This is a genomic window from Streptomyces sp. NBC_00209, from assembly GCF_045206345.1.
Classification (GTDB): Bacteria; Actinomycetota; Actinomycetes; order Streptomycetales; family Streptomycetaceae; genus Streptomyces.
On record NZ_CP108121.1, the window covers coordinates 5,274,842 to 5,300,821 of the forward strand.

The window sequence follows — 25,980 nt, forward strand, 5'->3', positions numbered from 1 at the left end:
CGGGCGACCGTAACAAGCCGGTCCGGAGCCCCGCACCAGGTTTGTGAGTCGTGTCCCGTGGAGGGCGATGCGGGCAAGGCCGCTGGGAGCGCGTCATGGAGATCATGAAGCCTGTGACGGGGCGCCGGTGGCGCCCCGTCACAGGCTTCCCAAGATGCAGATGACAGGCGAGGTACGGCCTGGAGTGGTTCTCGCTGAGAGCGGGGACTAGTTGTACTGACCCGTGAGGTTAGGGACGCGGCTGGCGGGTGGTTGGCCCTTGAGCGCGGTGTGTCCGCGGTGGTGATTGTAGGTGTGGAGCCATCGCGAGTAGGCGTCACGCCGTTCGGTCTCGGTCCGATATGCCTTGGCGTAGGCCCACTCGTCCAGCAGGGTCCGGTTGAACCGCTCGACCTTCCCGTTTGTCTGGGGCCGGTAGGGGCGGGTGCGCTTGTGTGAAATGCCCTGTGAAACAAGTGAGTTGCGCCAGAGGTACGACGTGTAGCAGGAACCGTTGTCGGTCAGGACGCGCTGGACGGTGATCCCGGCGGCGGCGAAGTAGGCGTGGGCGCGCTGCCAGAATCCGACGGCGGTTTCCTTCTTCTCATCGGTGAGGATCTCGCTGTAGGCGAGACGGGAATGATCATCGACTGCGTTGTGCAGGAAACTCATGCCGGCGCCCGCCCGGTTCTTGCGGCCTGCTTGCCGGCCGAGGGCCTTGTGGCCGCCGCCGTCGGGAATGTTGCCGAGCTTTTTGATGTCGACGTGCACGAGGTCACCGGGGGCGGCATGCTCGTAGCGGCGGATCACCCGGCCGGTCGCTCGGTCCAGATGGGCCAGGCGGGCGAGTTTGTAGCGAGTCAGGACGCGGTGCACGGTCGCCGGGTTCAGCCCGAGCAGATAGGCGATGCGGGCTGGTCCCCAGCGCCGCAGGACACGGACCTTGATGATCCGCCGCTCGGTACGGGTCGGTGTCCGGCGCGGGCTGTAGTGGGGCCGGGAGGAGCGGTCGGTCATCCCGGCCTCGCCCCGCTCGCGGTAGCGCCCCGCCCACCGCTGAGCCGTGGTGGGCGAGACCTGGAAGCGCTCGGCGGCCCGGCGCAGAGGCCAGCCGTCCTCGACGACGCAGCGGGCCAGACGCAGACGCCCGGTCTCGGTCAGGGGTGCATTACGGTGGGGCATGAGGGCCTTCTGATCGTTCCGTGTAGATGTCGCAATCCACACCGAACCCGGAAGGCCCTCACTCGTTCAAGATCCCCAAGCCGTGGGATCCGTCACCAACCTCCATGGACAGAACAACTAGCGCGCGCGGGGCGGGCGGCCGGCGCCGCCGCGGCCGGGGAGGGGGCCCTTCGGGAGCGGCATGTTGCTCATCAGGTCGCCCATCGCGCGGAGCCGGTCGTTGGCGGCCGTCACCTGGGGGCCGGTCAGGACGCGGGGGAGCTTCAGCATCTTGGTGCGGACCTTCTTCAGGGGCACCTGGCCCTCGCCGTTGCCGACGATGATGTCGTGGACGGGGACGTCCACCACGATGCGGGCCATCTTCTTCTTCTCGGCCGCGAGCAGGCTCTTCACCCGGTTCGGGTTGCCCTCGGCGACCAGCACGATGCCCGCCTTGCCGACGGCGCGGTGTACGACGTCCTGGCTGCGGTTCATCGCGACCGCTGGAGTCGTCGTCCAGCCGCGGCCCACGCGGTCCAGGACCGCCGCCGCAGCGCCCGGCTGGCCCTCCATCTGCCCGAAGGCGGCCCGCTCGGCGCGGCGTCCGAAGACGATCGCCATCGCGAGGAGCGCGAGCACGAAGCCCAGGATGCCCAGGTAGATCGGGTGATCGATCAGAAAACCGATCGCGAGGATGACACCGAAGGTGACGATTCCCACACCCGCGACCACAAGACCGATCTTGGAGTCGGTCCGCTTGGTCATCTTGTAGGTCAGAGCGATCTGCTTGAGCCGCCCCGCGTTCTCGGCGCTGTCCGCGCCTTCAGTGGTGTTTGCCTTCCTCGCCATGCAATGAAGTTTACGTGGCCTTCGAACGACGGGCGGCCACGGCCTCCCGTTCCGGCACGTAGCCGGACGCGGCCCGGTCCTTCGCCCGGCGGCGGTCCTCCAGGACGGCCGTCCAGGCGTTGCGCCGGGCGGTGCGCTGGCCGCCGCTGAGCAGCAGCGACTCCACGGCGCGGAGGGTGTTGGTGACGGTCGGGATGACGGTGGCGCGTACCGGCGCGGCCTGCATCGTGGCAAGTCCCCTCGGAAACGGTGTACGTGTGCTGCGCGGACTGGAGACGGAGCGCGGGAAGGGCGGTGGCGGTGTGCGTCACCGCGCCGCGCCTGCGTCCAGGGTCACCGTTCGGTGTTACCAGCGCGTGACCGGTCGGTCAAACACCAATGAAACCTCGATGCGGGCCCCGCGCACGCCGACGCGGTCCGTCCGCGCCCCGCGGGCCTCTCGGACCTGCGGGGCACGGACGGACCGCGCCGGGCTGAGCATGGGTTACGCGGACGGCACCGGGGCCTCGGCCTCGCGCCGGTCCATCGCCTGCTGGAAGAGGCGGCCCGCGCGGTACGAGGAGCGGACGAGCGGTCCGGACATGACGCCGGAGTACCCGATCGCGTCGGCCTCGTCCTTCAGCTCCACGAACTCGTGCGGCTTCACCCAGCGCTCGACCGGGTGGTGGCGCACCGACGGCCGCAGGTACTGCGTGATCGTGATGAGCTCGCAGCCCGCGTCGTACAGGTCCTGAAGCGCCTCGCTGACCTCTTCGCGGGTCTCGCCCATGCCGAGGATCAGGTTCGACTTGGTCACCAGGCCGGCCTCACGGGCGCGGGTGATGACCTCCAGGGACCGCTCGTAGCGGAAACCCGGCCGGATGCGCTTGAAGATGCGCGGGACCGTCTCCACGTTGTGCGCGAGCACCTCGGGGCGCGAGGAGAAGACCTCCGCGAGCTGGGCGGGCTCGGCGTTGAAGTCGGGGATCAGCAGCTCGACCTTGGTGCGGCCGGCCTCCCGGTCCGCCGTCTGCGCGTGGATCTGGCGCACGGTCTCCGCGTACAGCCAGGCACCGCCGTCCTCCAGGTCGTCGCGGGCGACGCCGGTGATGGTGGCGTAGTTCAGGTCCATCGTGACGACGGACTCGCCGACGCGCCGGGGCTCGTCCCGGTCCAGCGCCTGCGGCTTGCCCGTGTCGATCTGGCAGAAGTCACAGCGCCGGGTGCACTGGTCGCCGCCGATGAGGAACGTGGCCTCGCGGTCCTCCCAGCACTCGAAGATGTTGGGGCAGCCGGCCTCCTGGCACACCGTGTGCAGACCCTCGCTCTTGACGAGTTTCTGCAGCCGGTTGTACTCGGGGCCCATCTTCGCCCGGGTTTTGATCCACTCGGGCTTGCGCTCGATGGGGGTCTGGCTGTTCCGGACCTCAAGGCGCAGCATCTTGCGCCCGTCGGGTGCGACAGACACTCCGGCACTCCCCTTTGCTTTCACTGCATTGGATTCTTCGGCGAACACCAGGGTACGCCCGTGGTTCATTCGGTTGTACGTCCACCCAACCTGGGGCAGGCAGGGCCTATTCCCGGAAGCGCGTTCTGTGGGTCACGCCCTGGCCATGGCGTCGCCGGCGCGCTCGATCGTACGGGGGGCGAGCTCGGCGTTCTCCAGGATGTCCCGGAGGTGCTTCTCGGCGACCGGGAGGACCTCGGCGATGGTGAGGTCGCGGCCCAGCTCGTAGCTGAGCGAGGTGACACCGGCGTCCCGGATGCCGCAGGGCACGATGCGGTCGAACCAGGTGTTGTCGGGGTTCACGTTGAACGAGAAGCCGTGCATCGTGACGCCCTTGGCGACGCGGATGCCGATCGCGGCGAGCTTGCGGTCCTCCCGGCGCTGCCCGGCGTTGGACGGGGCGTACTCCGGACCGTTGAGCCGGGGATCGAACTCCTCGTCCGCCAGCCGCGGGTCGAAGTCGAGCGTGAGGCCGCCGAGCGCGGGGCGCTGCTCGACCGGGTCGCCCAGGACCCAGACGCCGCTGCGGCCCTCCACCCGGCTGGTCTCGACGCCGAACTCGGCGGCGGTGCGGATCAGCGCATCCTCCAGGCGGCGCACATGGGCGACGACGTCCACGGGGCGCGGGAGCTTCTGGATCGGGTAGCCGACGAGCTGACCGGGGCCGTGCCAGGTGATCTTGCCGCCGCGGTCCACGTCGATGACGGGGGTGCCGTCGAGGGGGCGCTCGCTGTCCGCCGTGCGCCTGCCCGCGGTGTAGACGGGCGGGTGTTCCAGGAGCAGGCAGGTGTCCGGGACGGTGTCCTCGAACCGTGCCGCGTGCACCTCGCGCTGCTTCTGCCACGCCTCCTGGTAGTCGACGGCGTCCTCGCCGAATCCCATGCGGACGAACCGGAGCTCACTCACGGCAGCAGCCTCTCTCCTCGCGGTGCCGGGGCCCGGGGGTTTCCCGGAACCGCGTCACCCTGCACGAATCGTGCCCCGGCCACTGTACGACCGGCTCCGGCGCCCGAGCCGGGCAGGTCTTCCCGTCAGCGCCGCCCACAATCCTCACACGATCGGATGAATGTGGAGCGAAGGGTGCTGAGGCCGCCCCGCAGACAGTTAAATTCGCGCCGTTCGTCAGAGGGCTGCCCGGCCCCGAAGGCAGGAGACCCTAGAGCTGATGTCGGAACGACCTCCGCAGCGCACGCCCAACCGCCGGCTCGCCTCGCTCATCACCGAGGCCGGGTTCTCCAACGCCGGCCTCGCCCGCCGGGTGGACCAGCTCGGCCTCGAACACGGACTCGACCTCCGGTACGACAAGACCTCCGTGACCCGCTGGCTGCGCGGCCAGCAGCCCCGGGGGACCACCCCCGCGCTGATCGCCGAGGTCTTCACCCGGCGCCTCGGCCGCCGGCTCTCCGCGCAGGACCTCGGGCTCGACGCCTGCGCCCCGGTCTACGCGGGCCTGGAGTTCGCCGCCACGCCCGCCGAGGCCGTCGACATCGTCAGCGGGCTCTGGCGCAAGGACTCCGGCAGCCACGCCGAGCTGCGGAAGATCGCGTTCACCCCGGCCGGTCTCGTCGTGCCCAGCCGGGACTGGCTGATCGGCCGGGCCGACGAGTGGGTGGGCCGCCCCGCGCCCGGCGGGGCCGCCAGGGCCGGCGCCGCACGGGCGGCCGGCGCCCAGCTCCCCGCCGCCGGGGCGCTGACCGCCGTGCCCGAGCAGGGCGGGCGGCACGGCGTGCGCGGGCCGGTGCCCTCGCGCCCCGGCGGGGTCCCCGCACCGCCCGGCGGCGCGACGGGCAGCCCCGGGGTACCCCGGCAGCGGCAGACCGAGCGGGGCTCGGGGCTCCGGGTCGGCGAGGGGGACGTGGCCGCGCTGCGCTCGGTGGCCGAGCTCTTCCGTACGCTCGACCACGCCTACGGCGGCGGGCACGCCCGGCAGGCCCTCGTGCGGTACCTGGAGCACGAGACGGAGCCGATGCTGCGCGGCACGTACGGGGAGGCGACCGGCCGGCGGCTGTTCGCGGCCGCCGCCGACCTGACCAGGCTGGCCGGCTGGACCTCGTACGACATCGCGGCGCACGGGCTCGCGCAGCGCTACTTCGTGCAGGCGCTCCGCCTCTCCCAGGCGGCGGGCGACCGGGCCTACGGCAGCTATGTGCTGATCACCATGAGCCGCCAGGCGGTCTATCTCGCCCACGGCAGGGAAGCGGTGCAGCTGGCCCGGGTGGCGCAGCAGGGCATCGGCTCGGCCGCGCCCCACACCGTCATGGCCCTGCTGCACGCGGTGGAGGCGCGCGGGCACGCGGTGCTCGCGGACTCCAAGGCGTGCACGGCCTCCCTCGCCCGGGCGGAACGCGCGCTGGAGGCGGCCCGCCCCGGCGACGAGGTCCCGCACTGGGCGCGTCACTTCGACGAGGCTCAGCTCGCCGACGAGTTCGGGCACTGCCACCGCGACCTCCAGCAGTACCGGTCCGCCGCGCAGTACGCGGAGCGCGCGCTCCAGCTGCGCGCCCCCGCGTACGCCCGGAGCAGGCTGTTCTGCCGGGTGGTGCTGGCGTCCGCCCGGCTCGGGCTCGGCGAGCTGGACCAGGCGTGCCGGCTGGGCGCGGAGGCCGCCCAGCAGGCGGCCGAGATGCGCTCGGCGCGGGCCACGGAGTACGTACGGGACTTCGAACGGCGGCTGGAGCCCTACCGGGACGCCGCCGCCGTGCGCGGCTACCGGGAGCGGGTCGCCGCGCTGGGCTGAGCGCCCGGGCCTCAGGCGGCCTCGGGAAGTGCGGTGTCCCCGGCGGCCGGGCGGATGCCGAGGTCGTGGAGGATCGAGGCGGCGGCGCGGGCGCCCGAGGCCAGGGCGCCCTGGACGGTGCCGGTGTCGCGGTGGTCGCCGCACACATAGAGGCCCGCGAGGAGCCGGACCGGGCGGTGCGGGTCGTGCGGGGCGGGCATCGCGGGGACGGCCTCCGGGTCATGGTGGGCGGCCAGCAGCTCCCAGTCCTCGGTGGGCACGCCGTGGAGCCTGGCGAGGTGGGCGCGGACCGTGCGGTCCAGGTCGTCGGGCGGGGTGCCGAGGACCGTCGAGCTGATCAGGGCCCGGCCGTGCGGGGCGCGGGCCGGGTCGACCGCGCTCATCACGGCGGTATGGGAGACGGGGCCCGACCGGTCGGCGTCCAGGAGGAGCGAGGCGCCGGTGGGCGGGGGCGTGGGCGCGGTGTGGTGGAGCACCGTGACGGGGTGGAAGGACGGCAGGCGCAGGCCCGGCAGCAGCTCGGCGGCGGCGCTCGCTCCGGTGGCCACGAGCAGCGAGCGGCAGCCCAGTTCGCCGTGCTCCTTGGTGCGTACGGAGGTGATGTCGGCGGACGTGACGTGCACCCCGGTGCGTACGGTGCCCGGCGGCAGGGAAGCGGCCAGGAGTGCCGGCAGCGTACCCGCCCCGCCCTCCGGTACACACAGCCGTCCGCTCGCGTACGTCCGCAGGGCGAGGTCGGCGCACCTGCTGGACGTGGTGAGGTCCGGGTCGCTGAGCAGTGCGGTGAGCAGCGGGCGTACGAAGCCGTTCAGCGTACGGGAGGAGAGCCGGCCGGCCAGGGCGTCGAGCGCGGCGCGTTCGGGCCGGGCGAGGATGCGGGCCGGCGGGGTGGCGGCGAGGCGGGCCAGGGCCGCGCCGAGCCGGGCGTGGTCGATCGCGCCGCCCATCGCCCCGCCGAGGGCGCCCGCGCGCGGCGGCCGGGGGGCGTGCGCGAGGGCGCGCGCCGCCTTGAGCGCGCCCCGTGCGCTGCGTGCGCCCGGCACGCGGCGGGTCTCGCCGGTCCGGTGGCGGCGGCCCTCGCTGTGCACGAGGACCCCGGGATCGAAGGTGCGCAGGACGAGTCCGTCGAGCCCCGGTGTGGTACGGAGCTCCGGATACGCGGTGTTGAGCAGCGGGCCGACCCGGTCGAGGAGGAACCCGTCCACCTCGTCGGTGGCCATCCGGCCGCCGACGCCGGGGCCGGCCTCCAGGACGCTGACACTGACCCCGGCGCTGGTCAGTCGGTGGGCCGCCGACAGGCCGGCGATCCCGGCCCCGATGATGACGACGTCCGCGTGGTGTGCCGTGCTGAGCACGTGCCCTCCCCGGTTCGGCGCGAATGGTGGGGGGCTCATGCCCTCAACCGCCCACCGGAATGCGTGAGTTCGTCAGGAGGCTAGGAGAGTGACCCGATCGTGCGCAGTCGCGCGCGGACCGGAGCACCGATGCACGGGGTCGCACGCCCGTCCGAACAAAACCGGGCTACCCGGACGGTCCGTCAGCGCAGGGCGGCGCGGATGGCGGCGTCGACGGACGGGAAGGCGAACGAGAAGCCGGAGCCCAGCAGCCGCGCCGGCACGACCCGCTGACTGCCCAGCACATCCCCGGCGAACTCGCCGAGCGCGAGCCGCAGGGCCGGCGCGGGCGCCGTGAAGAGGGTCGGCCGCCGCAGCACCCGGCCCATCGCGGCGGTCACCTCGGCGTTGGTGACGGGCGTCGGGGCGGTCAGGTTCACCGGACCGGACAGCTCCGGCGTGTCCAGGATGTGCCGCAGCGCCGCGATGTGGTCGTGCAGCGCGATGAAGCTCCAGTACTGCCGGCCGTCGCCCATCCGGCCGCCGAGCCCCGCCCGGAACAGCGGGAAGAGCCGCCCCCAGGCACCGCCCTCCCGGGCGACCACCAGGCCGGTGCGGGCGTGCACCGTACGCACCCCCGCCTCCTCGGCCGCCGCCGCGGCCTCCTCCCACTCCACGCAGACCGAGGGCAGGAACCCGTCCCCGGGCGGCGCCTCCTCGTCCACCGGGCGGTCGCCGGTGTCCCCGTAGAAGCCGATCGCGGAGCCGGACAGCAGCACGGTGGGCGGGGTGTCGAGCGAGGCGACGGCGTCCGCGATCGCGGCGGTGCCCAGCACCCGGCTGTCCCGGATCTCCTTCTTGTACGCCTCGGTCCAGCGGTGGTCGCCGACCCCCGCCCCGGCGAGATGGACGACCGCGTCGCAGCCCACCAGACCGGCCACGTCCACGTGACCCCGCTTCGGGTCCCACTCCACCTCGTCACCGGCCCGGGCCGGGCGGCGCACCAGGCGCACCACCTCGTGCCCGTCAGCCCGCAGCGAGCGCACCAGCGCCGCTCCGATGAGTCCGGTCGATCCGCTGACGGCGATACGGGAGTGCGGCATGGCGTCCATCCTGCCCCACCGGGGCCCCCGTACACGGCCGTGGCACAGTGGCGGCCATGACCGAATCCGCCGCATCCGCCGCGCCCCTGGTCCGCCGCGCCGCTCTCGCGGACGAGCCCGCGCTCGGCGAGCTGGACCGCGCCACCTGGTCGACGCTGCACGCGGTGCAGCCGCGCCCGCAGCCGCCGTACGCGCCGTTCTTCGACGTGCGGCACACGCCCCGGGACATCCTGGTGGCGGAGGCGGTGGACGAGGCGGGGGAGCGGGCACCGGCCGGTTACATACGCGTCGTGCCGCCGACCCCGCTGGCCTGCAACGCGCACGTCCGGCAGATCCAGGGCCTCGCCGTGGCCCACTGGGCGCGCGGCCGGGGCGTCGGGCGCGCCCTGATCCGCGCGGCCTGCGCGGTGGCACGCGGCGAGGGGGCGAACCGGATCACCCTGCGGGTCCTCGGCCACAACGCGCCCGCCCGCGCGCTCTACGAGGCGGAGGGCTTCACCGTCGAGGGCGTGCTGCCGGGCGAGTTCTTCCTGAACGGGCGGTACGTGGACGACGTGATGATGGGCCGCCCGCTCGCCCCGTGACCGGCGCGCTCAGCCGCCGAACCGCTCCCAGAGCGCGGGCAGCCGGGCCGCCAGGGCCGCGTCGTCGTCCGGGTCCAGCTCGGTGCCCTCCGGCTCGTCGGGCTGCGGGGGGAGGCCGAGGTCGGGCGCGACGACGCCGGTGAGCTGTTCGTACGCCTCGTCGGCCGCGTAGCCCAGCTCCTCGCCGTCGCCGTCCAGCTCCTCGTCGAAGGAGTCGAGCAGCTCGGCCAGGGCGTCCGGGTCGTGCACCGCGCCCTCGAAGACCTCCCGGCCCCGGCCGATCAGCCAGCAGCGGAAGTAGTCGAAGGCGTCGTCGCCCGCGCCGCCGAGCAGGAGGGCGGCGGCACCCCACAGGTCCCAGCGGTAGGCGCGGTTGAATCGGGCCTCGAAGTGCCGGGCGAAGTCCAGCACCGCTTCGGGGTCGAGCAGCACCAGCTTGTCGATCAGCAGATCGGCGTGGTCCTCGGGGTCGCCGTCGGCGGCCTCGCGCGTGCTGTCGATCAGCTCCCAGAACCCGGTCTCGTCCATCACTGGTACAGCATCTGCCCTGAGAGCCGCGGATGCACGCCCAGACATCTGAACGAAGCCGTCAGGGCGCGCCCCCGTAGAGCGCGTGCAGGCGCGCCGCGGCCGTCGCGAACCTCTCCCGCAGGGCGGCCGGCCCCAGCACCTCCAACTCCGGTCCGAGGCCCAGCAGCTGGCCGTAGGCGACGTCCAGGGACTCCACCGGCAGGGTGACCGTGACCCGGCCGTCCTCAGAGGGCGGCCCCGCCGCCTCCAGCGACTCCGTGGCGGCGGCCCGGTCCACGAGGTGCGGCAGCCGGTGCGCGGCCGTCTCCGAGAGCCGCAGCGTCACCTCCGTACGCAGCAGGGAGCGGGCGAACGCGGCGGACCGCTCTTCCCAGAAGGCGGGCAGGTCGAAACCCTCGTCCCTGACGAAAGGGGTGCCGGAAACGGTGGCGGCGGTGAACCGGTCGATGCGGTACACCCGCGTGTCGTCGCCCGCGCGGGCGCACAGGTACCAGGCGCCCGCCTTCAGGACGAGCCCGTACGGGGCCAGCTCCCGTTCCACGTCGGAGTCCCGGCCGGCCCCCCGGTACCGGGCCAGGAGCAGCCGGTCGCGCCACACGGCCTCGGCCACGGCGGGCAGCAGCTCCGGCGTGACCGGCTCCTGGTACCAGCCGGGCGCGTCCAGATGGAAGCGTCGGCCCGCCCCCGCCGGGGCGTCCCGCAGCGCGGGCGTCAGGGCCGCCGACACCTTCAGCCGGGCGGCCGACGCGGCGTCCGCGAGCCCCATCTCGCGCAGGGCCGAGGGCAGCCCGGACAGGAACAGCGCCTCCGCCTCGTCGCGGGCGAGGCCGGTCAGCCCGGTGCGGTACCCGCCGACGAGCCGGTAGCCGCCGGCCCGGCCGCGCTCCGCGTACACCGGGACACCGGCCTCGGAGAGGGCCTGCGCGTCCCGGGTGACGGTCCGCTCGGACACCTCCAGCTCCCGGGACAGCTCGGCGGCGGTCATGCCGGGGCGGGCCTGGAGGAGCAGCACCATACGGATCAGCCGGGCAGCACGCATGCGGCCATTGTGGACAGAAAACAAGCCCGTCCGGCGATTGAGGACAAAGCCTCAAGCCGGACGGGCCTGATCACGCTCAGAGACCGTAGCGGTCCCGCGCCTCCTTGACGGCCGTCGCCGGCACCTCGCCGCGCCGGGCCAGCTGGGCCAGCGTGGCGACCACGACGGACTGGGCGTCGACGCCGAAGTGGCGGCGGGCCGCGTCACGCGTGTCGGAGAGACCGAAGCCGTCCGTGCCGAGGGAGGTGTAGTCCTGCTCGACCCACTGGCTGATCTGGTCCGGGACCCCGCGCATCCAGTCGCTGACCGCGACGACCGGGCCCGGAGCGCCCTCCAGCACCTGCGTCACGTACGGCACCCGCTGCTCACCGTGGAGCAGCGCCTCGTCGCACTCCAGCGCTTCGCGGCGCAGCTCGCCCCAGGAGGTCGCGGACCAGACGTCGGCCGTGACACCCCAGTCGGCGGCCAGCAGCTCCTGGGCCTCCAGGGCCCAGTGGATCGCCGTACCGGAGGCCAGCAGCTGGGCGCGCGGCGCGTCCGCCGTGGCGGGCGTGCCCTCCTTGAAGCGGTACAGGCCCTTGACGATGCCCTCCTCGACGCCTTCCGGCATCGCGGGCTGCGGCTTCGGCTCGTTGTAGACCGTCAGGTAGTAGAAGACGTCCTCGGCATCGGGGCCGTACATCCTCCGCAGACCGTCCTTGACGATCACCGCGATCTCGTACGCGAACGCCGGGTCGTAGTTGAGCGACGCCGGGTTCGTGGCGGCGATCAGGTGCGAGTGGCCGTCCGCGTGCTGGAGGCCCTCGCCCGTCAGGGTCGTACGGCCGGCGGTGGCGCCGACGATGAAGCCCTTGCCGAGCTGGTCGGCGAGCTGCCAGAACTGGTCGCCCGTCCGCTGCCAGCCGAACATCGAGTAGAAGATGTAGAACGGGATCATCGTCTCGCCGTGCGTCGCGTACGACGTGGCGGCGGCGATGAAGTCGGCCATGGCGCCGGCCTCGGTGATCCCCTCGTTGAGGATCTGGCCGTCCTTGGCCTCCTTGTAGTACATCAGCTGGTCGCGGTCGACCGGGTCGTACGTCTGGCCCAGCGGCGAGTAGATGCCGGCGGAGGGGAACAGCGACTCCATGCCGAAGGTGCGGGCCTCGTCCGGGACGATCGGCACCCAGCGCCTGCCGGTCTGCTTGTCCCGCATCAGGTCCTTGACCAGGCGGACGAAGGCCATGGTGGTGGCCATCTCCTGCTTGCCGGAGCCCTTCTTGAGCGCCGCGAACGCGCGCTCCTCGGGCTGCGGCAGCGTCACCGCGTGCACCCGGCGGGCCGGGGCGGGGCCGCCGAGGGCGGCGCGGCGCTCCTGGAGGTAGCGGACCTCGGGGGAGTCGGCGCCCGGGTGGCCGTAGGGCACCAGGCCGTCGGCGAAGGCGCTGTCCGGGATCGGGAGGCCGAGCAGCTCGCGCATGCCCTTGAACTCGTCGATCGACAGCTTCTTCATCTGGTGGTTGGCGTTCTTGGACTCGAAGCCCTTGCCGAGCGTGTAGCCCTTCACCGTCTGGGCGAGGATCACGGTCGGCGCGCCCTTGTGCTCGACGGCCGCGCGGTAGGCCGCGTACACCTTGCGGGCCTCGTGGCCGCCGCGCGAGGTGTAGAAACACTCGGCGATCTTCGCGTCGGTGAGCAGTTTCGCCAGCTCGGCGAGGGCGGGCTCGGCGCCGAAGAAGTGCTCGCGGATGTACGCGACGTCGCGGGTGGCGTAGGTCTGGAACTGCGCGTCCGGGACCTCGCGGAGGCGGCGCACCAGCGCGCCCGTGGTGTCGAGCTGGAACAGCTCGTCCCAGGCGTTGCCCCAGAGCGTCTTGATGACGTTCCAGCCGGCGCCCCGGAAAGCGCCCTCCAGCTCCTGCACGACGCGGAAGTTGGCGCGGACCGGACCGTCGAGGCGCTGCAGGTTGCAGTTGATGACGAAGGTCAGGTTGTCGAGCTGCTCGCGGGCCGCGAGGGCGAGGGCGGCGGTCGACTCGGGCTCGTCCATCTCGCCGTCGCCCAGGAAGGCCCAGACGTGCGAGTTCGACGTGTCCTTGATGTTGCGGTTGGCGAGGTAGCGGTTGAAGCGCGCCTGGTAGATCGCCGAGAGCGGGCCGAGGCCCATGGAGACCGTGGGGAACTCCCACAGCCAGGGCAGCCGCCGCGGGTGCGGGTAGGAGGGCAGGCCGTTGCCGCCCGACTCCTGGCGGAAGTTGTCGAGCTGCTGCTCGCTGAGCCGGCCGTCGAGGAAGGCGCGGGCGTAGATGCCGGGGGAGGCATGGCCCTGCACGTACAGCTGGTCGCCGGAGCCGTCCCCCTCCTTGCCGCGGAAGAAGTGGTTGAAGCCGGTCTCGTACAGCCAGGCCGCCGAGGCGAAGGTGGCGATGTGGCCGCCGACGCCGAAGCGCGCGCCACGGGTGACCATCGCGGCCGCGTTCCAGCGGTTCCACGCGGTGATCTTGGACTCCATCTCCAGGTCACCGTCGAAGTCGGGCTCCGCGGCGGTCGGGATGGAGTTGACGTAATCGGTCTCCAGCAGCTTGGGCAGCGCGAGACCGGCGCCCTCGGCATGCTGGAGCGAGCGCCGCATCAGGTACGCGGCACGGTGCGGGCCCGCGGCCTTGGTGACGGCATCCAGGGAGGCCGCCCATTCAGCGGTCTCCTCCGGGTCGCGGTCCGGGAGCTGGTCGAGCTCGCTCGGAAGCTTTCCTACGGGGTCGGTCATGATCGCCGCCTTCCGGTGAGGAGGGGGGTGGAGAAGTCCCTGACTGGCAGGACAGGGCGATGGGGCCGGTGGGCCCGCGGAGTGAACTGTAAGTCGCCGATCGATGATCGATCAAAGGATGAACGGCAAAACTTCTCGATATGAAGAAAAGTGGCATGCGGTGCCATGAAACGGGGCACCGAGTGACGGGATTTACCCGCCAAAACGGGCGCTGACCTGCACGGAAGAGCGGCGGGGGCGACACATGCGCGGAGCCTCAGGCGCGCGGCGCGCACCCCAGGACGTGGGCCTTGACCAGAGTCCCGATGTCCGGGTCCTTGTGCAGGAACGCGTCGATGAGGGCCTCGTGCTCCTCCGCGTACGACTTCTGGACCGTCCCCAGCCAGCGGATCGACAGGGCCGTGAACACCTCGATGCCCAGCCCCTCCCAGGTGTGCAGCAGCACCGCGTTCCCCGCAGCCCGCACCATCTCGCGGTGGAAGCCGACCGTGTGCCGGACCTGGGCCTCGCCGTCCGCCAGTCGGTCCGCCTCGTACAGCGCCGTCACATGCGGGGCCAGCAGCGAGCAGTCCTCGCCGAGCCCGGGGGCCGCCAGCTCGGCCGCGATCTGCTCCAGGCCCGCCCGTACGGGGTAGCTCTCCTCCAGGTCCGCGGCGGTGAGGTTGCGGACCCGGACGCCCTTGTTGGGCGCCGACTCGATCAGCCGCAGCGTCTCCAGCTCCCGCAGCGCCTCGCGCACGGGCGTCTGGCTGACCTCCAGCTCGGTCGCGATGCGCCGCTCCACGATCCGCTCGCCCGGCTTCCAGCGCCCGCTGACGATCCCCTCCACGATGTGCTCGCGGATCTGTTCGCGCAGCGAGTGGACGACGGGCGGGGTCATGACGGGCTCCTTCGGACAGACCGGTACGCCTGCACCGGGCTCGGTGGCCGGGGCGACCGGTGGTGTCTAGACAATACGGCGGCGCCCCCGCCCGGAAGTGTTCCGGACGGGGGCGCCGATCGTGAGGCTGGTTACAGGCCGAGCTCGACCTCGAACTCGCCGGCCTCCAGGATCGCCTTGACCGCGGTCAGGTAGCGGGCGGCGTCCGCGCCGTCCACCAGACGGTGGTCGTAGGAGAGCGACAGGTACGTCATGTCGCGGACACCGATCACGGTGCCCTCCTCGGTCTCGATGACCGCGGGACGCTTCACGGTGGCGCCGATGCCCAGGATGGCTGCCTGGTTCGGCGGCACGATGACGGTGTCGAACAGCGCGCCGCGCGAGCCGGTGTTGCTGATGGTGAAGGTGGCACCGGACATGTCGTCCGGGGTCAGGCCGCCACCGCGGGCCTTGCCGGCCAGCTCGGCGGTCTTCTTCGAGATACCGGCGATGTTGAGGTCGCCCGCGCCCTTGATGACCGGGGTCATCAGGCCCTTCTCGGCGTCCACGGCGATGCCGATGTTCTCCGAGTCGAAGTACGTGATGGTGCCTTCGTCCTCGTTGATCCGGGCGTTGACGACCGGGTGGGCCTTCAGCGCCTGGGCGGCGGCCTTCACGTAGAACGGCATCGGGGAGAGCTTGACGCCCTCACGGGCCGCGAAGCCGTCCTTCGCCTTGGCGCGCAGCTTCATCAGCTTCGTGACGTCGACCTCGACGACCGAGGTCAGCTGGGCCTGCGAGTGCAGCGCCTTCATCATGTTGTCGCCGATGACCTTGCGCATGCGGGTCATCTTGACGGTCTGGCCGCGCAGCGGGGACGCCTCCAGCTTCGGCGCCTTGGCGGCGGCCGGAGCGGCGGCGGGCGCCGGGGCAGCGGCGGCGGCCTTGGCGGCCTCCGCGGCGGCCACTACGTCCTGCTTGCGGATGCGGCCACCGACGCCGGTGCCCTTGACCGAGCCCAGGTCGACGCCGTTCTCGGCGGCGAGCTTGCGGACCAGCGGCGTGACGTACGCGCCGTCGTCACCGGAGGTCGCGGCCGGGGCGGCGGCCGGAGCCTGCGCCGGGGCGGCCGGGGCCGGGGCGGGAGCCGCCGGAGCCGGGGCCGGGGCGGCGGGCGCCGGGGCCGGGGCGGCTGGGGCCGGGGCGGCGGGCGCTGCGGGGGCCGGAGCCGGAGTCGGCGCGGGGGCCGGAGCCTCCTGGGCCGGGGCGGGCTGAGCCGGGGCCGGGGCCTGGGCCGGAGCGGCACCGGGCGCGCCGATGACGGCGAGCTTGGCGCCGACCTCGGCGGTCTCGTCCTCGCCGACCACGATCTCCAGCAGCACACCGGCGACCGGGGCGGGGATCTCGGTGTCGACCTTGTCCGTGGAGACCTCGAGCAGCGGCTCGTCCTCCGCGACCTCCTCGCCGACCTCCTTCAGCCAGCGGGTGACGGTGCCCTCGGTGACGCTCTCGCCGAGCGCGGGGAGGGTGACGTCGGTGCCGGAGGCACCACCGGCCGGGGCGGCGGCCGGAGCCTCGGCCGCGGGGGCCGGGGCAGCCGGAGCCTCGGCGGCCGGAGCCGGGGCCGGGGCGGCCTCGGGCTCGGGCTCGGCGGCCGGGGCCTCGGCGGCGGCCGGGGCGCCCGAGCCGTCGTCGATGATGGCCAGCTCGGCGCCGACCTCGACGGTCTCGTCCTCGGCGACCTTGATGGACGACAGGACGCCGGAGGCGGGGGCGGGGATCTCGGTGTCGACCTTGTCGGTCGAGACCTCGAGCAGCGGCTCGTCGGCCTCGACGCGCTCGCCCTCGGCCTTCAGCCAGCGGGTGACAGTGCCCTCGGTGACGCTCTCGCCGAGCGCCGGAAGGGTTACGGAAACCGACATGGTTTCAGTTGCTCCTTACGAAAATGCGGAAGTGGTCGGTCGTCGCGCCCGGTCGACTGGATCAGTCGTGGGAGTGCAGGGGCTTGCCGGCCAGGGCCAGGTGGGCCTCGCCGAGCGCCTCGCTCTGGGTCGGGTGGGCGTGGATGAGCTGGGCGACCTCGGCCGGCAGCGCTTCCCAGTTGTAGATCAGCTGGGCTTCGCCGACCTGCTCGCCCATACGGTCACCGACCATGTGGACGCCGACCACGGCACCGTCCTTGACCTGGACGAGCTTGATCTCGCCCGCGGTCTTGAGGATCTTGCTCTTGCCGTTGCCCGCGAGGTTGTACTTCAGCGCGACGACCTTGTCCGCGCCGTAGAGCTCCTTGGCCTTGGCCTCGGTGATGCCGACGGAGGCGACCTCGGGGTGGCAGTACGTGACCCGGGGGACACCGTCGTAGTCGATCGGGACGGTCTTGAGGCCGGCCAGCCGCTCCGCGACGAGGATGCCCTCGGCGAAGCCGACGTGCGCCAGCTGGAGCGTCGGGACCAGGTCGCCCACGGCCGAGATCGTCGGCACGTTGGTGCGCATGTACTCGTCCACCAGGACGTAGCCGCGGTCCATGGTGACCCCGGCCTCCTCGTAACCGAGGCCCTGCGAGACCGGGCCGCGGCCGATCGCGACCAGCAGCACCTCCGCCTCGAAGGTCTTGCCGTCGGCGAGGGTCACGCGGACGCCGTCCTGCGTGTACTCGGCGCCCTGGAAGAACGTGCCGAGGTTGAACTTGATGCCGCGCTTGCGGAAGGCGCGCTCAAGAAGCTTCGAGCTGTTCTCGTCCTCGACCGGGACGAGGTGCTTCAGGCCCTCGATGATCGTCACGTCGGTGCCGAAGGAGGTCCACGCCGAGGCGAACTCGACGCCGATGACGCCGCCGCCCAGCACGATCGCGGACTTCGGGACGCGGTCCAGCTTCAGCGCGTGGTCCGAGGAGATGATGCGGTTGCCGTCGATCTCCAGGCCCGGCAGCGACTTCGGCACGGAGCCGGTCGCGAGGAGCACGTGGCGGCCCTGGACGCGCTGGCCGTTCACGTCCACCGAGGTGGGGGAGGAGAGCCGGCCCTCACCCTCGATGTAGTGCACCTTGCGGGAGGCGACGAGACCCTGGAGACCCTTGTACAGGCCGGAGATCACGTCGTCCTTGTACTTGTGGACGGCCGCCATGTCGATGCCCTCGAAGGTGGCCTTGACGCCGAACTGGGCGGACTCGCGGGCCTGGTCCGCGATCTCGCCGGCGTGCAGCAGGGCCTTCGTGGGGATGCAGCCGTTGTGCAGGCAGGTGCCGCCGACCTTGCCCTTCTCGATCAGAGCGACGTCCAGGCCCAGCTGCGCTCCGCGCAGGGCCGCGGCGTACCCGCCGCTGCCACCGCCGAGGATCACTAGGTCGAAAACGGTGCTGGCGTCGTTCGCCACGTCACGTCCTCCATGCATGTGCGCCGTACGCCGGGCCCCGTCCTCGGGGTGCTACCGGCCGGTCGGCTGGGGTGCGGCCGCTTTGTCTTCGGCCCTGTGGTGGGGGCCCTGTCCTGCCGAGAACCCATCTTCGCACTTGTTGACGGTGGGCGGGACGCGGGGCCCGTGTCCGGGACGGACGATCGTCCGTCCCGGTGGGGAACACCTACGGCCCCGGACGTATGCCCGGGGCCGTACGGGGGGTGCCGCGGCCCGGTCAGCCGAGGTCGCCGGCGGCGGTGCGCTCCGCCAGCTTCACCAGCGTGCGGACGGCCGAGCCGGTGCCGCCCTTGGGCGTGTAGCCGTACGGGGCGCCCTCGTGGAAGGCGGGGCCCGCGATGTCCAGGTGCGCCCAGGCGATGCCCTCGCCCACGAACTCCTTCAGGAACAGGCCGGCCACCAGGCCGCCGCCCATCCGCTCGCCCATGTTGGCGATGTCGGCGGTCGAGGAGTCCATGCCCTTGCGCAGGTCGGCCGGGAGCGGCATCGGCCACGACGCCTCGCCGACCTCGTCCGCGATCTCGTGGATCGAGGTACGGAAGGCGTCGTCGTTGGACATGATGCCGAAGGTGCGGTTGCCCAGGGCCAGCACCATCGCGCCGGTCAGGGTCGCCACGTCCACGATCGCGTCCGGGTTCTCCTCCGAGGCGCGGGTCAGCGCGTCGGCCATGACGAGCCGGCCCTCGGCGTCGGTGTTCAGGACCTCGACGGTCTTGCCGCTGTACATGCGCAGGACGTCACCGGGGCGGGTGGCGTTGCCCGACGGCATGTTCTCGGCGAGCGCCAGCCAGGCGGTGACGTTGACGCGCAGGCCCAGACGGGCGGCCGAGACGACGGTCGCGAACACGGCGGCGGCGCCGGCCATGTCGCACTTCATCGTCTCGTTGTGACCGGCCGGCTTCAGCGAGATGCCGCCCGAGTCGTAGGTGATGCCCTTGCCGACGAGGGCCAGGGTCTTCTCCGCCTTCGGGTGCGTGTAGGCGAGCTTCACCAGGCGCGGGCCGCGCTCCGCGCCCTGGCCGACGCCCATGATGCCGCCGTAGCCGCCCTTGACGAGCGCCTTCTCGTCCAGCACCTGCACCTTGATGCCGTGCTCCTTGCCGGCGGCGGTGGCCACGGCGGCGAAGGACTCGGGGTACAGGTCGTTGGGCGGGGTGTTGACCAGGTCGCGGGCGCGGTTGATCTCCTCGGCGAGGGCGATCGCGCGCTCGGCGGCGGCCTTGAACGCTTTGTCGCGGGGCTTGGCACCGAGGACGGCGACCTCGGCCAGCGCCTGCTTGGCGCCGGCGGGCTTCGCGTCCTTGGGGGCCAGCTTGTTCTCACCGGCCTGGTAGGCGGTGAAGGCGTACGCGCCGAGCAGGGCGCCCTCCGCGATGGCCTCGGCGTCCTCGACGGAGCCGACGGGCAGCGCGAAGCCGGCCTTCTTCGAACCGGCCAGCGAGCGCGCGGCGGCACCGGAGGCCCGGCGCAGCGTCTCGGCGTCGTACGAGCCGTCCTTCTCCGGGGCCTTGCCGAGACCGGCCGCGATGACGACGGGGACCTTCAGGCCCTCGGGGGCGGGGACCTTCGTCAGCTCGCCCTCGGCACCCGAGGCGCCCAGGGTCGCCAGGACGGCGGCGAGCTTCCCGCCGAACGCCTTGTCCACGGCCTCGGCGCCCGGTGCGAGGACCAGGTCCCCAGGCTTGGATCCAGCGCCCTTGGCGACGCCCACGACGAGGGCGTCGGCGCGCAGCGTCGCCGCACCGGCAGTGCTGAGAGTGAGAGCAGTCACGGTGGTGAAATCTCGCTTCCGTTGAGTTCTTTTCGGTCGAGTGGGTGGGCCGACCGTGCCCGGCGCATCGTAGACGCGGCCGCAATGTGCCGGGAATGAGCCTACGCGCGCCTTTGCTGCCCGCTCACGGCGGCGGGCCGTAGGCGGTGCGTGCGAGGTGCGCGGCCGTCGTTACGGTGGTGGTTTCCGGGAAGATCGTCCCGGCGGACCTGGGGGAACGATGCGCGACCGGACGGCCGCACGGGTGGGCGGGGCGCGCGGCGCCCTGGCCGTCACCGCACTGGTGGTGCTCACGACGCTCACGGGCTGCTCCACGGAGCGTGAACAGGCCCCGGCGGGGAAGGAACCCGCCTCCGCGCGGCCCTCGCCGACCCGCTGGCAGCCGCAGCCCGGCACCGACTGGCAGTGGCAGCTCTCGGGCAAGCTCGACACCTCGGTGGACGCCCCGGTGTACGACGTCGACGGCTTCGACCGTACGGCGGCCCAGGTCGCCGGGCTTCACCGCAAGGGCCGCAAGGTCATCTGCTACCTGTCCACCGGCGCCTGGGAGGACTTCCGACCGGACGCGGCCCGTTTCCCCACCGCCGTCCTCGGGAAGGGCAACGGCTGGAAGGGCGAGCGCTGGCTCGACATCCGGCGCACCGAGGTCCTGGAACCGCTGATGGAGACCCGGATCGCGAGGTGCGCGAAGAAGGGTTTCGACGCGGTCGAACCGGACAACATGGACGGCTACCGCAACAAGAGCGGCTTCCCGCTGACCGCCGCCGACCAGCTGCGCTACAACCGCCTGATCGCCCGCATGGTCCACCGCCACGGCATGTCCGTCGGCCTCAAGAACGACCTCCCGCAGATCCCGGAGCTCGTCGGGGACTTCGACTTCGCGGTCAACGAGCAGTGCGCGCAGTACGAGGAGTGCGAGGAGCTGACCCCGTTCGTGAAGGCGGGCAAGGCGGTCTTCCACGTGGAGTACGAGCTGCCGGCGGCGAAGTTCTGCGCACAGTCCAGGAAGCTGCGCCTCAGCTCGCTGCGCAAGGAGTACGAGCTGGACGCCGGACGGGAAACCTGCGCGGAGGGCTGACGGTCGCCTCAGCCCAGCGCCAGGATCACTAGCGCCGCCGTCGCCGCCGTCTCCGCCAGCGCCCCGAACACGTCCCCGGTCACCCCGCCGAACCGCCGCACGCAGTGGCGCAGGAGCAGCCCGGCCGCCACCGGCGCGGCCACGGCGGCCAGGGCGTACCGCAGCGCTCCGTACCCGCCCAGCGGGGCCCCCGCCCCCGCGCACCCCGCCACCACCACGAGCGCCACCGCCCAGGCACCGGCCGCCGGGACCGTACCGGCGACGGCCGCGCCCAGGCCCTCCGGGCGGGCGGCCGGGACGCCGCGCCGGGAGGCCAGGGTGAGCGCGAGCCGGGCGACGACGGCGGAGGCGACGGCCGCCACCGCGCCCTGCGTCCAGTCGTCCGCGTACAGCCGCTGGAGGGCCGCCACCTGGGCCAGCAGCACGAAGAGCAGGGTGATCACGCCGAACGGGCCGATGTCCGACTGCTTCATGATCCGCAGCGCGTCGTCGGCCGGCTTGCCGCTGCCCAGGCCGTCGGCGGTGTCCGCGAGACCGTCCAGGTGGAGGCCCCGGGTGAGTGCCGCGGGCACGGCGGCCGAGGCGACCGCGGCGAGCAGCGGGCCCGCTCCGCCCCGGAGCAGCAGGCTGCCGGGCACCGCCGCGAGGACGCCGACGACCAGCCCGGCCAGGGGAGCGCACAGCATCCCGGCCCGGGCTGTCTCCCGGTCCCAGCGGGTGACGCGGACGGGGAGCACGGTCAGGGTGCCGAAGGCGAAACGCAGGCCGTGGCTGTTCAGGGAGGTCACGGCGCGCAGGCTAATCGGTGAGGACGGCCGCTAGATTGTCCGAATGCCGCATAACGGGGCACAGGCGGACGATCGGGAGTGGGTGGCATGGGTCACTGGTTCGACCGGAACTTCGTGGAGCCGGGCAAGCTGCCTCTGCTCCTGGCCCTGACCGCCTTCGTGCTGACGTTCGCGATCACCCGGCTCATCACCCGGATGATCCGGGCCGGGAAGGGGCCGTTCCGCAACATCACGCCCGGCGGCGTCCACATCCACCACGTGGTGCCCGGGGTGGTGCTGAGCGTCGTCGGCGGATTCGGTGCGGTGGCGAGCGGGCGGCACGGGGTCACCGCCGGGGTCTGCGCGGTCGTCTTCGGTGCCGGAGCGGGCCTGGTGCTGGACGAGTTCGCTCTGATCCTCTACCTGGACGACGTGTACTGGACCGAGGAGGGGCGCCGGAGCGTGGAGGTCGTCGTGCTCACGGCGGCCCTGGTGCTGCTGGTGCTCGGCGGCTTCTCCCCGCTGGGCGTGGACGACCTGAGCGACGATCAGGAGCAGGGCCGGCTCGGGGCCGTGCTCACCGTCGTCGTCAACTTCTGCTTCGTGCTGATCACCCTCTTCAAGGGCAAGACGCGGATGGCGGTGGTCGGCGCACTGGTGCCATTCGTGGCCCTGATCGGCGCGATCCGGCTGGCCCGGCCGACCTCGCTGTGGGCGCGTCGGTTCTACCGCAACCGGCACCGGGCCCGTTCCCGTGCGGTGCTGCGGGCCTACCACCACGACGTGCGGTGGGTCGGCCCGCGCCGCAGGTTCCAGGACCTGATCGGCGGGGCACCGGACCGGGTCCCGCTCCCGCCCTCCAAGCCCTGACCGCCCCGCCGTCGCCGCCCGCGCAGCGCCGGGACCGCGCACAGGGCGAGCGCCGCCGCGATGGCCGCCAGGTGTTCCCGGCCCGCGAGGTTGTCCTTCAGCACGGCCTCGGCCACCATCGCCACGATCACCACCGCCCCGGTGACCCGCGCCCGGTACGCGCAGCAGACGCAGACCGCCAGCGCGACGACCGCCGCCGAGGGCCCGGTGTCCACGAGCCGCGCGTCGGACGCGGGCAGCCCGAGGAAGGCGTCCGGGCCGGCCGCGATGCCGATCCGCGCGTACAGGGTCCCGGCCAGGGTCGCCGCGTACGCGATCAGCAGCGTCCGCCACCTGCCGAGGCAGACCTCCGCGGCCCCGAACACGACCAGCATCTGCACCAGCGCGCCCCACACCGGCAGGTCCAGCGCGGGTACGAACAGCGACAACGGGGTACGCAGCAGGGCCGACCAGAGCGGACTGTCGGCCCGGACCGCGCCCAGCGTCTGGACCGGGCCGTAACCCCAGGACCGGTTCTGCACCACCTGGAGCAGTCCTGTCAGGGCCACCGAAGCCAGGGTCAGGGGCACGGCCCGCAGGCCGTGGGCGGCGAGCGGTGCCCGTACGGCCGACCAGAGCGGTCCCCATTCCCGGCGGGCCGCCCGGCGCAGGGCGCGTACGGCTCTCATCCACGCGGCCCGGGCGGTACGCCGCGGCCCCGGGCCAGCCGTGAGCGGTGCAGCCACTTGGGCAGCCCCGGCGCCTCCAGGAATCCTTCCGCGCGGCCGGCCGCGACCCCGATGCGCAGCAGGTCCGCGCTCTTCTCGAAGAGCAGGAACCGGGGCTCCCAGATCGGGCGGTACTTCGCGTTGGCCCGGTACAGCGACTCGATCTGCCACCACCGCGAGAAGAAGCTGAGCAGCGACCGCCACATCCGGAGCACCGGACCGGCGCCCAGCCGCGACCCGCGCTCGAAGACCGAGCGGAACATCGCGAAGTTCAGCGACACCTGCGTCACGCCCAGCTTCCCGGCTCGTTGCAGGAGTTCGATGACCATGAACTCCATCAGCCCGTTCTCGGAGTCCCGGTCACGCCGCATCAGGTCCAGCGAGAGGCCGTTCGGCCCCCACGGCACGAAGCTCAGCAGGGCCCGCAGCTCGCCCGGGGCGCCGTCACCGGACGGGGCGTCACGGCACTCCAGCATCACGCACTGCCCGTCGGCCGGGTCGCCGAGCCGGCCCAGCGCCATCGAGAAACCGCGCTCCGTCGCCCCGTCGCGCCAGTCGTCCGCCCGGCGCACCAGGCCGGCCATCTCGGGCTCCGGGATCTCCGCGTGCCGACGCGCCGTCACCTCGTAACCCGCCCGCCGCACCCGGTTGTACGCCTGGCGGACGGTGCGCATCGCGCGGCCCTCCAGGGTGAAGTCGGCCGTTTCCACGATCGCCTCGTCGCCCAGTTCCAGCGCGTCCAGGCCGTGCCGCGCGTAGACCGTGCCGGCTTCCTCGCCCGCGCCCATCACCGCCGGGATCCAGCCGTGTTCGCGGGCCTCGGCCAGCCACGGCACGATCGCACCCGGCCAGGCTTCCGGATCGCCGATCGGGTCGCCGGACGCCAGCGACACCCCGCCGACCACCCGGTAGACGACGGCCGCCTTCCGGGTCGGCGACCACACCGCGCTCTTCTCGCGGCGCAGCGCGAAGTAGCCCAGCGAGTCCTGCTCGCCCTGCTTGTCGAGCAGCGCCCGCAGCCCTTCCTCGTCCTCCGGGGTGATCGGGTCGACCGCCCGGCGGGAGCGGAAGGCCGCCCAGACGACCGCGACGAGCAGCAGTGTGGACAGGATGTTGACGGCGACGTTGACCCAGCCCGGCGCGGTGATCCCGGGGAACCGCGAATCGGACGCGGCGACGGACACCAGCCGCAGCGCCCCGTACGCCCAGCGGTCCAGGAACGTCGAGCGGTACTCGTCGTGCGCGGTGTTGGTGACCGTGACCAGGCCCGCCGCGATCAGCGAGGTGACCAGCAGCCCGCCGGCCGCCACCAGCGCGGCCAGCTTCGGATTGGACCGGTCGCCCTTCGCGTAGAACTCGCGCCTGCCGAGCACCAGCGCGAGCACGAAGCCCGCGGACAGCGCCAGCGAGATCCAGTTCTGCGGATAGCGGCGGACCTCCGGGAAGCCGATCAGGGCGGCGGACAGCAGCAACGTCAGCCCGCTGAGCGCCAGGTTGACGATCCACGCGGCCCGCTTGCGCCGGCGCATCGTCACGGCCAGGAAGAGCGCCACCACCCCCGAGGAGAAGCCCGCCGTGAGCAGATAGGGGGTGAAGTAGTCGTCCGTGTTGTGGCGGCGCAGGTCCTGGCCGAAGGTGACCCAGACCGCGCTGAGGAAGTTGAGGAACGACACCACGCGCAGGTACCAGATCGCGAACGCGGCGCCGCGCCGTGAGCGCGGTGTGCCGGCCTTGCGGACGGTACCCCGTCCGGACTCCTCGACGGTCATACCGACCTCTCCCATGAAAAGCGATCATATGGGGCATCGCGCTGCATGAGGGGGCGCTCCGCGGCCGGTGTCGGCCGGGCGCGGAGCGGGGCCGGCGTCAGTCCGTCGGCTCGTCCTTCTCCTCGTCCGCGCCGCCCTCCGCCGGCTCCGGCTCCCGCTCGGGCAGCTCGGCGGCCAGCGCGGCGGCGGCCTGGACGAAGGGAAGGGCGAGCAGCGCCCCGCATCCCTCGCCCACGATGACGCCGTGATCCAGCAGCGGGTTGAGCGCCATCCGGTCGAGGGCCTTCGCCTGCGCCGGCTCACCGCTCAGCTGGCCCGCCAGCCACCAGTCCGGCGCCCGGAACGCGGCCCGCTGGCCGACCAGCGCCGCCGCCGCGCCGACCACCCCGTCCAGGACCACGGGCAGCCGCCGCACCGCGCACTGGAGCAGGAAGCCGGTCATCGCCGCCAGGTCCGCCCCGCCCACGGTGGCCAGCAGCGCCAGCTGGTCGCCCAGGACCGGCCGGGCCCGGCGCAGCGCGTCACGGATCACCGCGCACTTGCGCATCCACGCCAGATCATCGATCCCGGCACCGCCGCGCCCGGTCACCACCGAGGCGTCCGTGCCGCACAGCGCCGCGATCAGCGTGGCCGCCGCCGTCGTACCGCCCACGCTGAGGTCGCCGAGCACCACCAGATCGGTGCCCGAGTCGGCCTCCTCGTCGGCCACCGCGATCCCGAGCCGCACCGCGGCCTCGGCCTCCTCGGCCGTCAGCGCGTCCTCGACGTCGATACGCCCGCTGCCGCGCCGCACCCGGGTCCGTACGACGGCCTCCGGCAGCAGTTCCGGGTCGCAGTTCAGACCGGCGTCCACGATCCGCACCGGCACCGAGAACCGGCGGGCCAGGACCGCCAGCGGGGTCGAACCGTCCAGCGTGGCCCGGACCAGCTCGTGCGCGGTGGAGGCCGCGCGGCCGGACACATCGAGCTCGGCGACCCCGTGGTCACCCGCGAACAGCACCACGCGCGGCTGCTCGACCGGCCGCACCGGCGCGGCCTGCTGCGCGGTCGACAGCCACTCGCCCAGCTCGTCCAGACGGCCGAGGGCGCCCGGGGGCACGATCAACCGCTCCCGGCGTTCCTCGGCATCGCGCCGTACGCCCCCGTCGGGGCGTTCGATCAGGTCGGAGAAGTCGTCCAGATTCACGGGGGTCTGCCTC

The 25,980-nt window shown here is 72.8% G+C and carries 22 protein-coding genes; 4 read left to right on the top strand and 18 right to left on the bottom strand.

Going from position 1 to position 25,980, the window contains the following annotated elements; genetic code table 11:
• Positions 1-207 precede the first annotated feature (207 nt).
• The 5 genes from OG867_RS23980 to lipB form a co-directional block, all read right to left on the bottom strand.
• Positions 208-1,161 (bottom strand): IS481 family transposase, encoded by a 954-nt coding sequence (locus tag OG867_RS23980; protein ID WP_328900760.1) that lies wholly within the window; start codon positions 1,159-1,161, stop codon positions 208-210.
• Positions 1,162-1,278: 117 nt separating this feature from the next.
• Positions 1,279-1,989, bottom strand: a complete 711-nt coding sequence (locus OG867_RS23985) for a DUF4191 domain-containing protein (RefSeq protein ID WP_328899848.1) — start codon at positions 1,987-1,989, stop codon at positions 1,279-1,281.
• Positions 1,990-1,999: 10 nt separating this feature from the next.
• The gene (locus tag OG867_RS23990) at positions 2,000-2,215 is read right to left on the bottom strand and encodes a hypothetical protein (RefSeq protein ID WP_265544713.1); all 216 of its coding nucleotides are present in this window, start codon (positions 2,213-2,215) and stop codon (positions 2,000-2,002) included.
• A 258-nt stretch (positions 2,216-2,473) separates the two neighbouring features.
• Positions 2,474-3,409, bottom strand: a complete 936-nt coding sequence (lipA, locus tag OG867_RS23995; protein WP_328904299.1) for a lipoyl synthase — start codon at positions 3,407-3,409, stop codon at positions 2,474-2,476.
• A 159-nt stretch (positions 3,410-3,568) separates the two neighbouring features.
• On the bottom strand, positions 3,569-4,381 hold the full coding sequence (gene lipB, locus OG867_RS24000) for a lipoyl(octanoyl) transferase LipB (RefSeq protein ID WP_328899847.1): 813 nt from the start codon (positions 4,379-4,381) through the stop codon (positions 3,569-3,571).
• A gap of 259 nt (positions 4,382-4,640) precedes the next feature.
• Here lipB and OG867_RS24005 point away from each other — a divergent pair, with 259 nt between their 5' ends.
• Positions 4,641-6,212 carry a regulator gene (locus OG867_RS24005; RefSeq protein ID WP_406288345.1) on the top strand — a complete coding sequence of 524 codons (1,572 nt, stop codon included), beginning with the start codon at positions 4,641-4,643 and terminating at the stop codon, positions 6,210-6,212.
• Positions 6,213-6,223: 11 nt separating this feature from the next.
• On the opposite strand, the gene OG867_RS24010 is transcribed toward OG867_RS24005, so the two are convergent.
• Positions 6,224-7,567: an NAD(P)/FAD-dependent oxidoreductase gene (locus OG867_RS24010; protein ID WP_406288347.1), complete on the bottom strand. Its 1,344-nt coding sequence runs from the start codon at positions 7,565-7,567 to the stop codon at positions 6,224-6,226.
• A 182-nt stretch (positions 7,568-7,749) separates the two neighbouring features.
• On the bottom strand, positions 7,750-8,649 hold the full coding sequence (locus tag OG867_RS24015) for a TIGR01777 family oxidoreductase (RefSeq protein WP_406288350.1): 900 nt from the start codon (positions 8,647-8,649) through the stop codon (positions 7,750-7,752).
• A 56-nt stretch (positions 8,650-8,705) separates the two neighbouring features.
• On the opposite strand from OG867_RS24015, the gene OG867_RS24020 reads away from it, so the two are divergent.
• Complete coding sequence (locus OG867_RS24020) at positions 8,706-9,233, top strand: GNAT family N-acetyltransferase (protein WP_406288353.1); 528 nt, start codon at positions 8,706-8,708, stop codon at positions 9,231-9,233.
• 9 nt (positions 9,234-9,242) lie between these two features.
• Here the strand turns inward: OG867_RS24020 and OG867_RS24025 are convergent, their stop codons facing one another.
• The 7 genes from OG867_RS24025 to OG867_RS24055 all read right to left on the bottom strand — a co-directional run bounded on the left by OG867_RS24025 (position 9,243) and on the right by OG867_RS24055 (position 19,590).
• Positions 9,243-9,761, bottom strand: coding sequence for a DUF4240 domain-containing protein (locus tag OG867_RS24025; protein ID WP_406291152.1), 519 nt, complete (start codon positions 9,759-9,761; stop codon positions 9,243-9,245).
• A 61-nt stretch (positions 9,762-9,822) separates the two neighbouring features.
• Positions 9,823-10,803 carry a WYL domain-containing protein gene (locus OG867_RS24030; protein WP_328899841.1) on the bottom strand — a complete coding sequence of 327 codons (981 nt, stop codon included), beginning with the start codon at positions 10,801-10,803 and terminating at the stop codon, positions 9,823-9,825.
• Positions 10,804-10,879: 76 nt separating this feature from the next.
• Positions 10,880-13,549 carry a pyruvate dehydrogenase (acetyl-transferring), homodimeric type gene (aceE, locus tag OG867_RS24035; protein ID WP_406288357.1) on the bottom strand — a complete coding sequence of 890 codons (2,670 nt, stop codon included), beginning with the start codon at positions 13,547-13,549 and terminating at the stop codon, positions 10,880-10,882.
• Positions 13,550-13,805: 256 nt separating this feature from the next.
• Complete coding sequence (locus OG867_RS24040; protein ID WP_406288360.1) at positions 13,806-14,429, bottom strand: GntR family transcriptional regulator; 624 nt, start codon at positions 14,427-14,429, stop codon at positions 13,806-13,808.
• Positions 14,430-14,560: 131 nt separating this feature from the next.
• Positions 14,561-16,330, bottom strand: a complete 1,770-nt coding sequence (gene sucB / locus OG867_RS24045; RefSeq protein WP_406288362.1) for a 2-oxoglutarate dehydrogenase, E2 component, dihydrolipoamide succinyltransferase — start codon at positions 16,328-16,330, stop codon at positions 14,561-14,563.
• 61 nt (positions 16,331-16,391) lie between these two features.
• On the bottom strand, positions 16,392-17,780 hold the full coding sequence (lpdA, locus tag OG867_RS24050) for a dihydrolipoyl dehydrogenase (protein ID WP_406288365.1): 1,389 nt from the start codon (positions 17,778-17,780) through the stop codon (positions 16,392-16,394).
• A 256-nt stretch (positions 17,781-18,036) separates the two neighbouring features.
• Positions 18,037-19,590, bottom strand: a complete 1,554-nt coding sequence (locus OG867_RS24055; protein WP_406288368.1) for a leucyl aminopeptidase — start codon at positions 19,588-19,590, stop codon at positions 18,037-18,039.
• Positions 19,591-19,810: 220 nt separating this feature from the next.
• On the opposite strand from OG867_RS24055, the gene OG867_RS24060 reads away from it, so the two are divergent.
• Positions 19,811-20,668: an endo alpha-1,4 polygalactosaminidase gene (locus OG867_RS24060; RefSeq protein ID WP_406288370.1), complete on the top strand. Its 858-nt coding sequence runs from the start codon at positions 19,811-19,813 to the stop codon at positions 20,666-20,668.
• 8 nt (positions 20,669-20,676) lie between these two features.
• Here the strand turns inward: OG867_RS24060 and OG867_RS24065 are convergent, their stop codons facing one another.
• Positions 20,677-21,456 carry an adenosylcobinamide-GDP ribazoletransferase gene (locus OG867_RS24065; protein WP_406288372.1) on the bottom strand — a complete coding sequence of 260 codons (780 nt, stop codon included), beginning with the start codon at positions 21,454-21,456 and terminating at the stop codon, positions 20,677-20,679.
• A gap of 87 nt (positions 21,457-21,543) precedes the next feature.
• On the opposite strand from OG867_RS24065, the gene OG867_RS24070 reads away from it, so the two are divergent.
• Positions 21,544-22,305 carry a hypothetical protein gene (locus OG867_RS24070; protein ID WP_406288374.1) on the top strand — a complete coding sequence of 254 codons (762 nt, stop codon included), beginning with the start codon at positions 21,544-21,546 and terminating at the stop codon, positions 22,303-22,305.
• Here OG867_RS24070 and OG867_RS24075 read toward each other — a convergent pair.
• The 3 genes from OG867_RS24075 to cobT all read right to left on the bottom strand — a co-directional run bounded on the left by OG867_RS24075 (position 22,206) and on the right by cobT (position 25,967).
• The gene (locus OG867_RS24075; protein ID WP_406288376.1) at positions 22,206-22,973 is read right to left on the bottom strand and encodes a hypothetical protein; all 768 of its coding nucleotides are present in this window, start codon (positions 22,971-22,973) and stop codon (positions 22,206-22,208) included. The genes OG867_RS24070 and OG867_RS24075 overlap by 100 nt on opposite strands.
• The gene (locus OG867_RS24080; protein ID WP_406291154.1) at positions 22,970-24,781 is read right to left on the bottom strand and encodes a phosphatidylglycerol lysyltransferase domain-containing protein; all 1,812 of its coding nucleotides are present in this window, start codon (positions 24,779-24,781) and stop codon (positions 22,970-22,972) included. The genes OG867_RS24075 and OG867_RS24080 overlap by 4 nt, the downstream gene beginning before the upstream one ends.
• 97 nt (positions 24,782-24,878) lie before the next feature.
• Positions 24,879-25,967, bottom strand: a complete 1,089-nt coding sequence (gene cobT, locus OG867_RS24085; RefSeq protein WP_406288378.1) for a nicotinate-nucleotide--dimethylbenzimidazole phosphoribosyltransferase — start codon at positions 25,965-25,967, stop codon at positions 24,879-24,881.
• Positions 25,968-25,980 lie beyond the last annotated feature (13 nt).

Coding starts and splice junctions, on each gene's coding strand:
- OG867_RS23980 (WP_328900760.1), bottom strand. CDS start 1,161: ATGCCCCACCGTAATGCACCCCTGACCGAGACCGGGCGTCTGCGTCTG.
- OG867_RS23985 (WP_328899848.1), bottom strand. CDS start 1,989: ATGGCGAGGAAGGCAAACACCACTGAAGGCGCGGACAGCGCCGAGAAC.
- OG867_RS23990 (WP_265544713.1), bottom strand. CDS start 2,215: ATGCAGGCCGCGCCGGTACGCGCCACCGTCATCCCGACCGTCACCAAC.
- lipA (WP_328904299.1), bottom strand. CDS start 3,409: ATGCTGCGCCTTGAGGTCCGGAACAGCCAGACCCCCATCGAGCGCAAG.
- OG867_RS24005 (WP_406288345.1), top strand. CDS start 4,641: ATGTCGGAACGACCTCCGCAGCGCACGCCCAACCGCCGGCTCGCCTCG.
- OG867_RS24015 (WP_406288350.1), bottom strand. CDS start 8,649: ATGCCGCACTCCCGTATCGCCGTCAGCGGATCGACCGGACTCATCGGA.
- OG867_RS24020 (WP_406288353.1), top strand. CDS start 8,706: ATGACCGAATCCGCCGCATCCGCCGCGCCCCTGGTCCGCCGCGCCGCT.
- OG867_RS24025 (WP_406291152.1), bottom strand. CDS start 9,761: ATGGACGAGACCGGGTTCTGGGAGCTGATCGACAGCACGCGCGAGGCC.
- OG867_RS24030 (WP_328899841.1), bottom strand. CDS start 10,803: ATGCGTGCTGCCCGGCTGATCCGTATGGTGCTGCTCCTCCAGGCCCGC.
- aceE (WP_406288357.1), bottom strand. CDS start 13,549: ATGACCGACCCCGTAGGAAAGCTTCCGAGCGAGCTCGACCAGCTCCCG.
- OG867_RS24040 (WP_406288360.1), bottom strand. CDS start 14,429: ATGACCCCGCCCGTCGTCCACTCGCTGCGCGAACAGATCCGCGAGCAC.
- sucB (WP_406288362.1), bottom strand. CDS start 16,330: ATGTCGGTTTCCGTAACCCTTCCGGCGCTCGGCGAGAGCGTCACCGAG.
- OG867_RS24060 (WP_406288370.1), top strand. CDS start 19,811: ATGCGCGACCGGACGGCCGCACGGGTGGGCGGGGCGCGCGGCGCCCTG.
- OG867_RS24070 (WP_406288374.1), top strand. CDS start 21,544: ATGGGTCACTGGTTCGACCGGAACTTCGTGGAGCCGGGCAAGCTGCCT.
- OG867_RS24075 (WP_406288376.1), bottom strand. CDS start 22,973: ATGAGAGCCGTACGCGCCCTGCGCCGGGCGGCCCGCCGGGAATGGGGA.
- OG867_RS24080 (WP_406291154.1), bottom strand. CDS start 24,781: ATGACCGTCGAGGAGTCCGGACGGGGTACCGTCCGCAAGGCCGGCACA.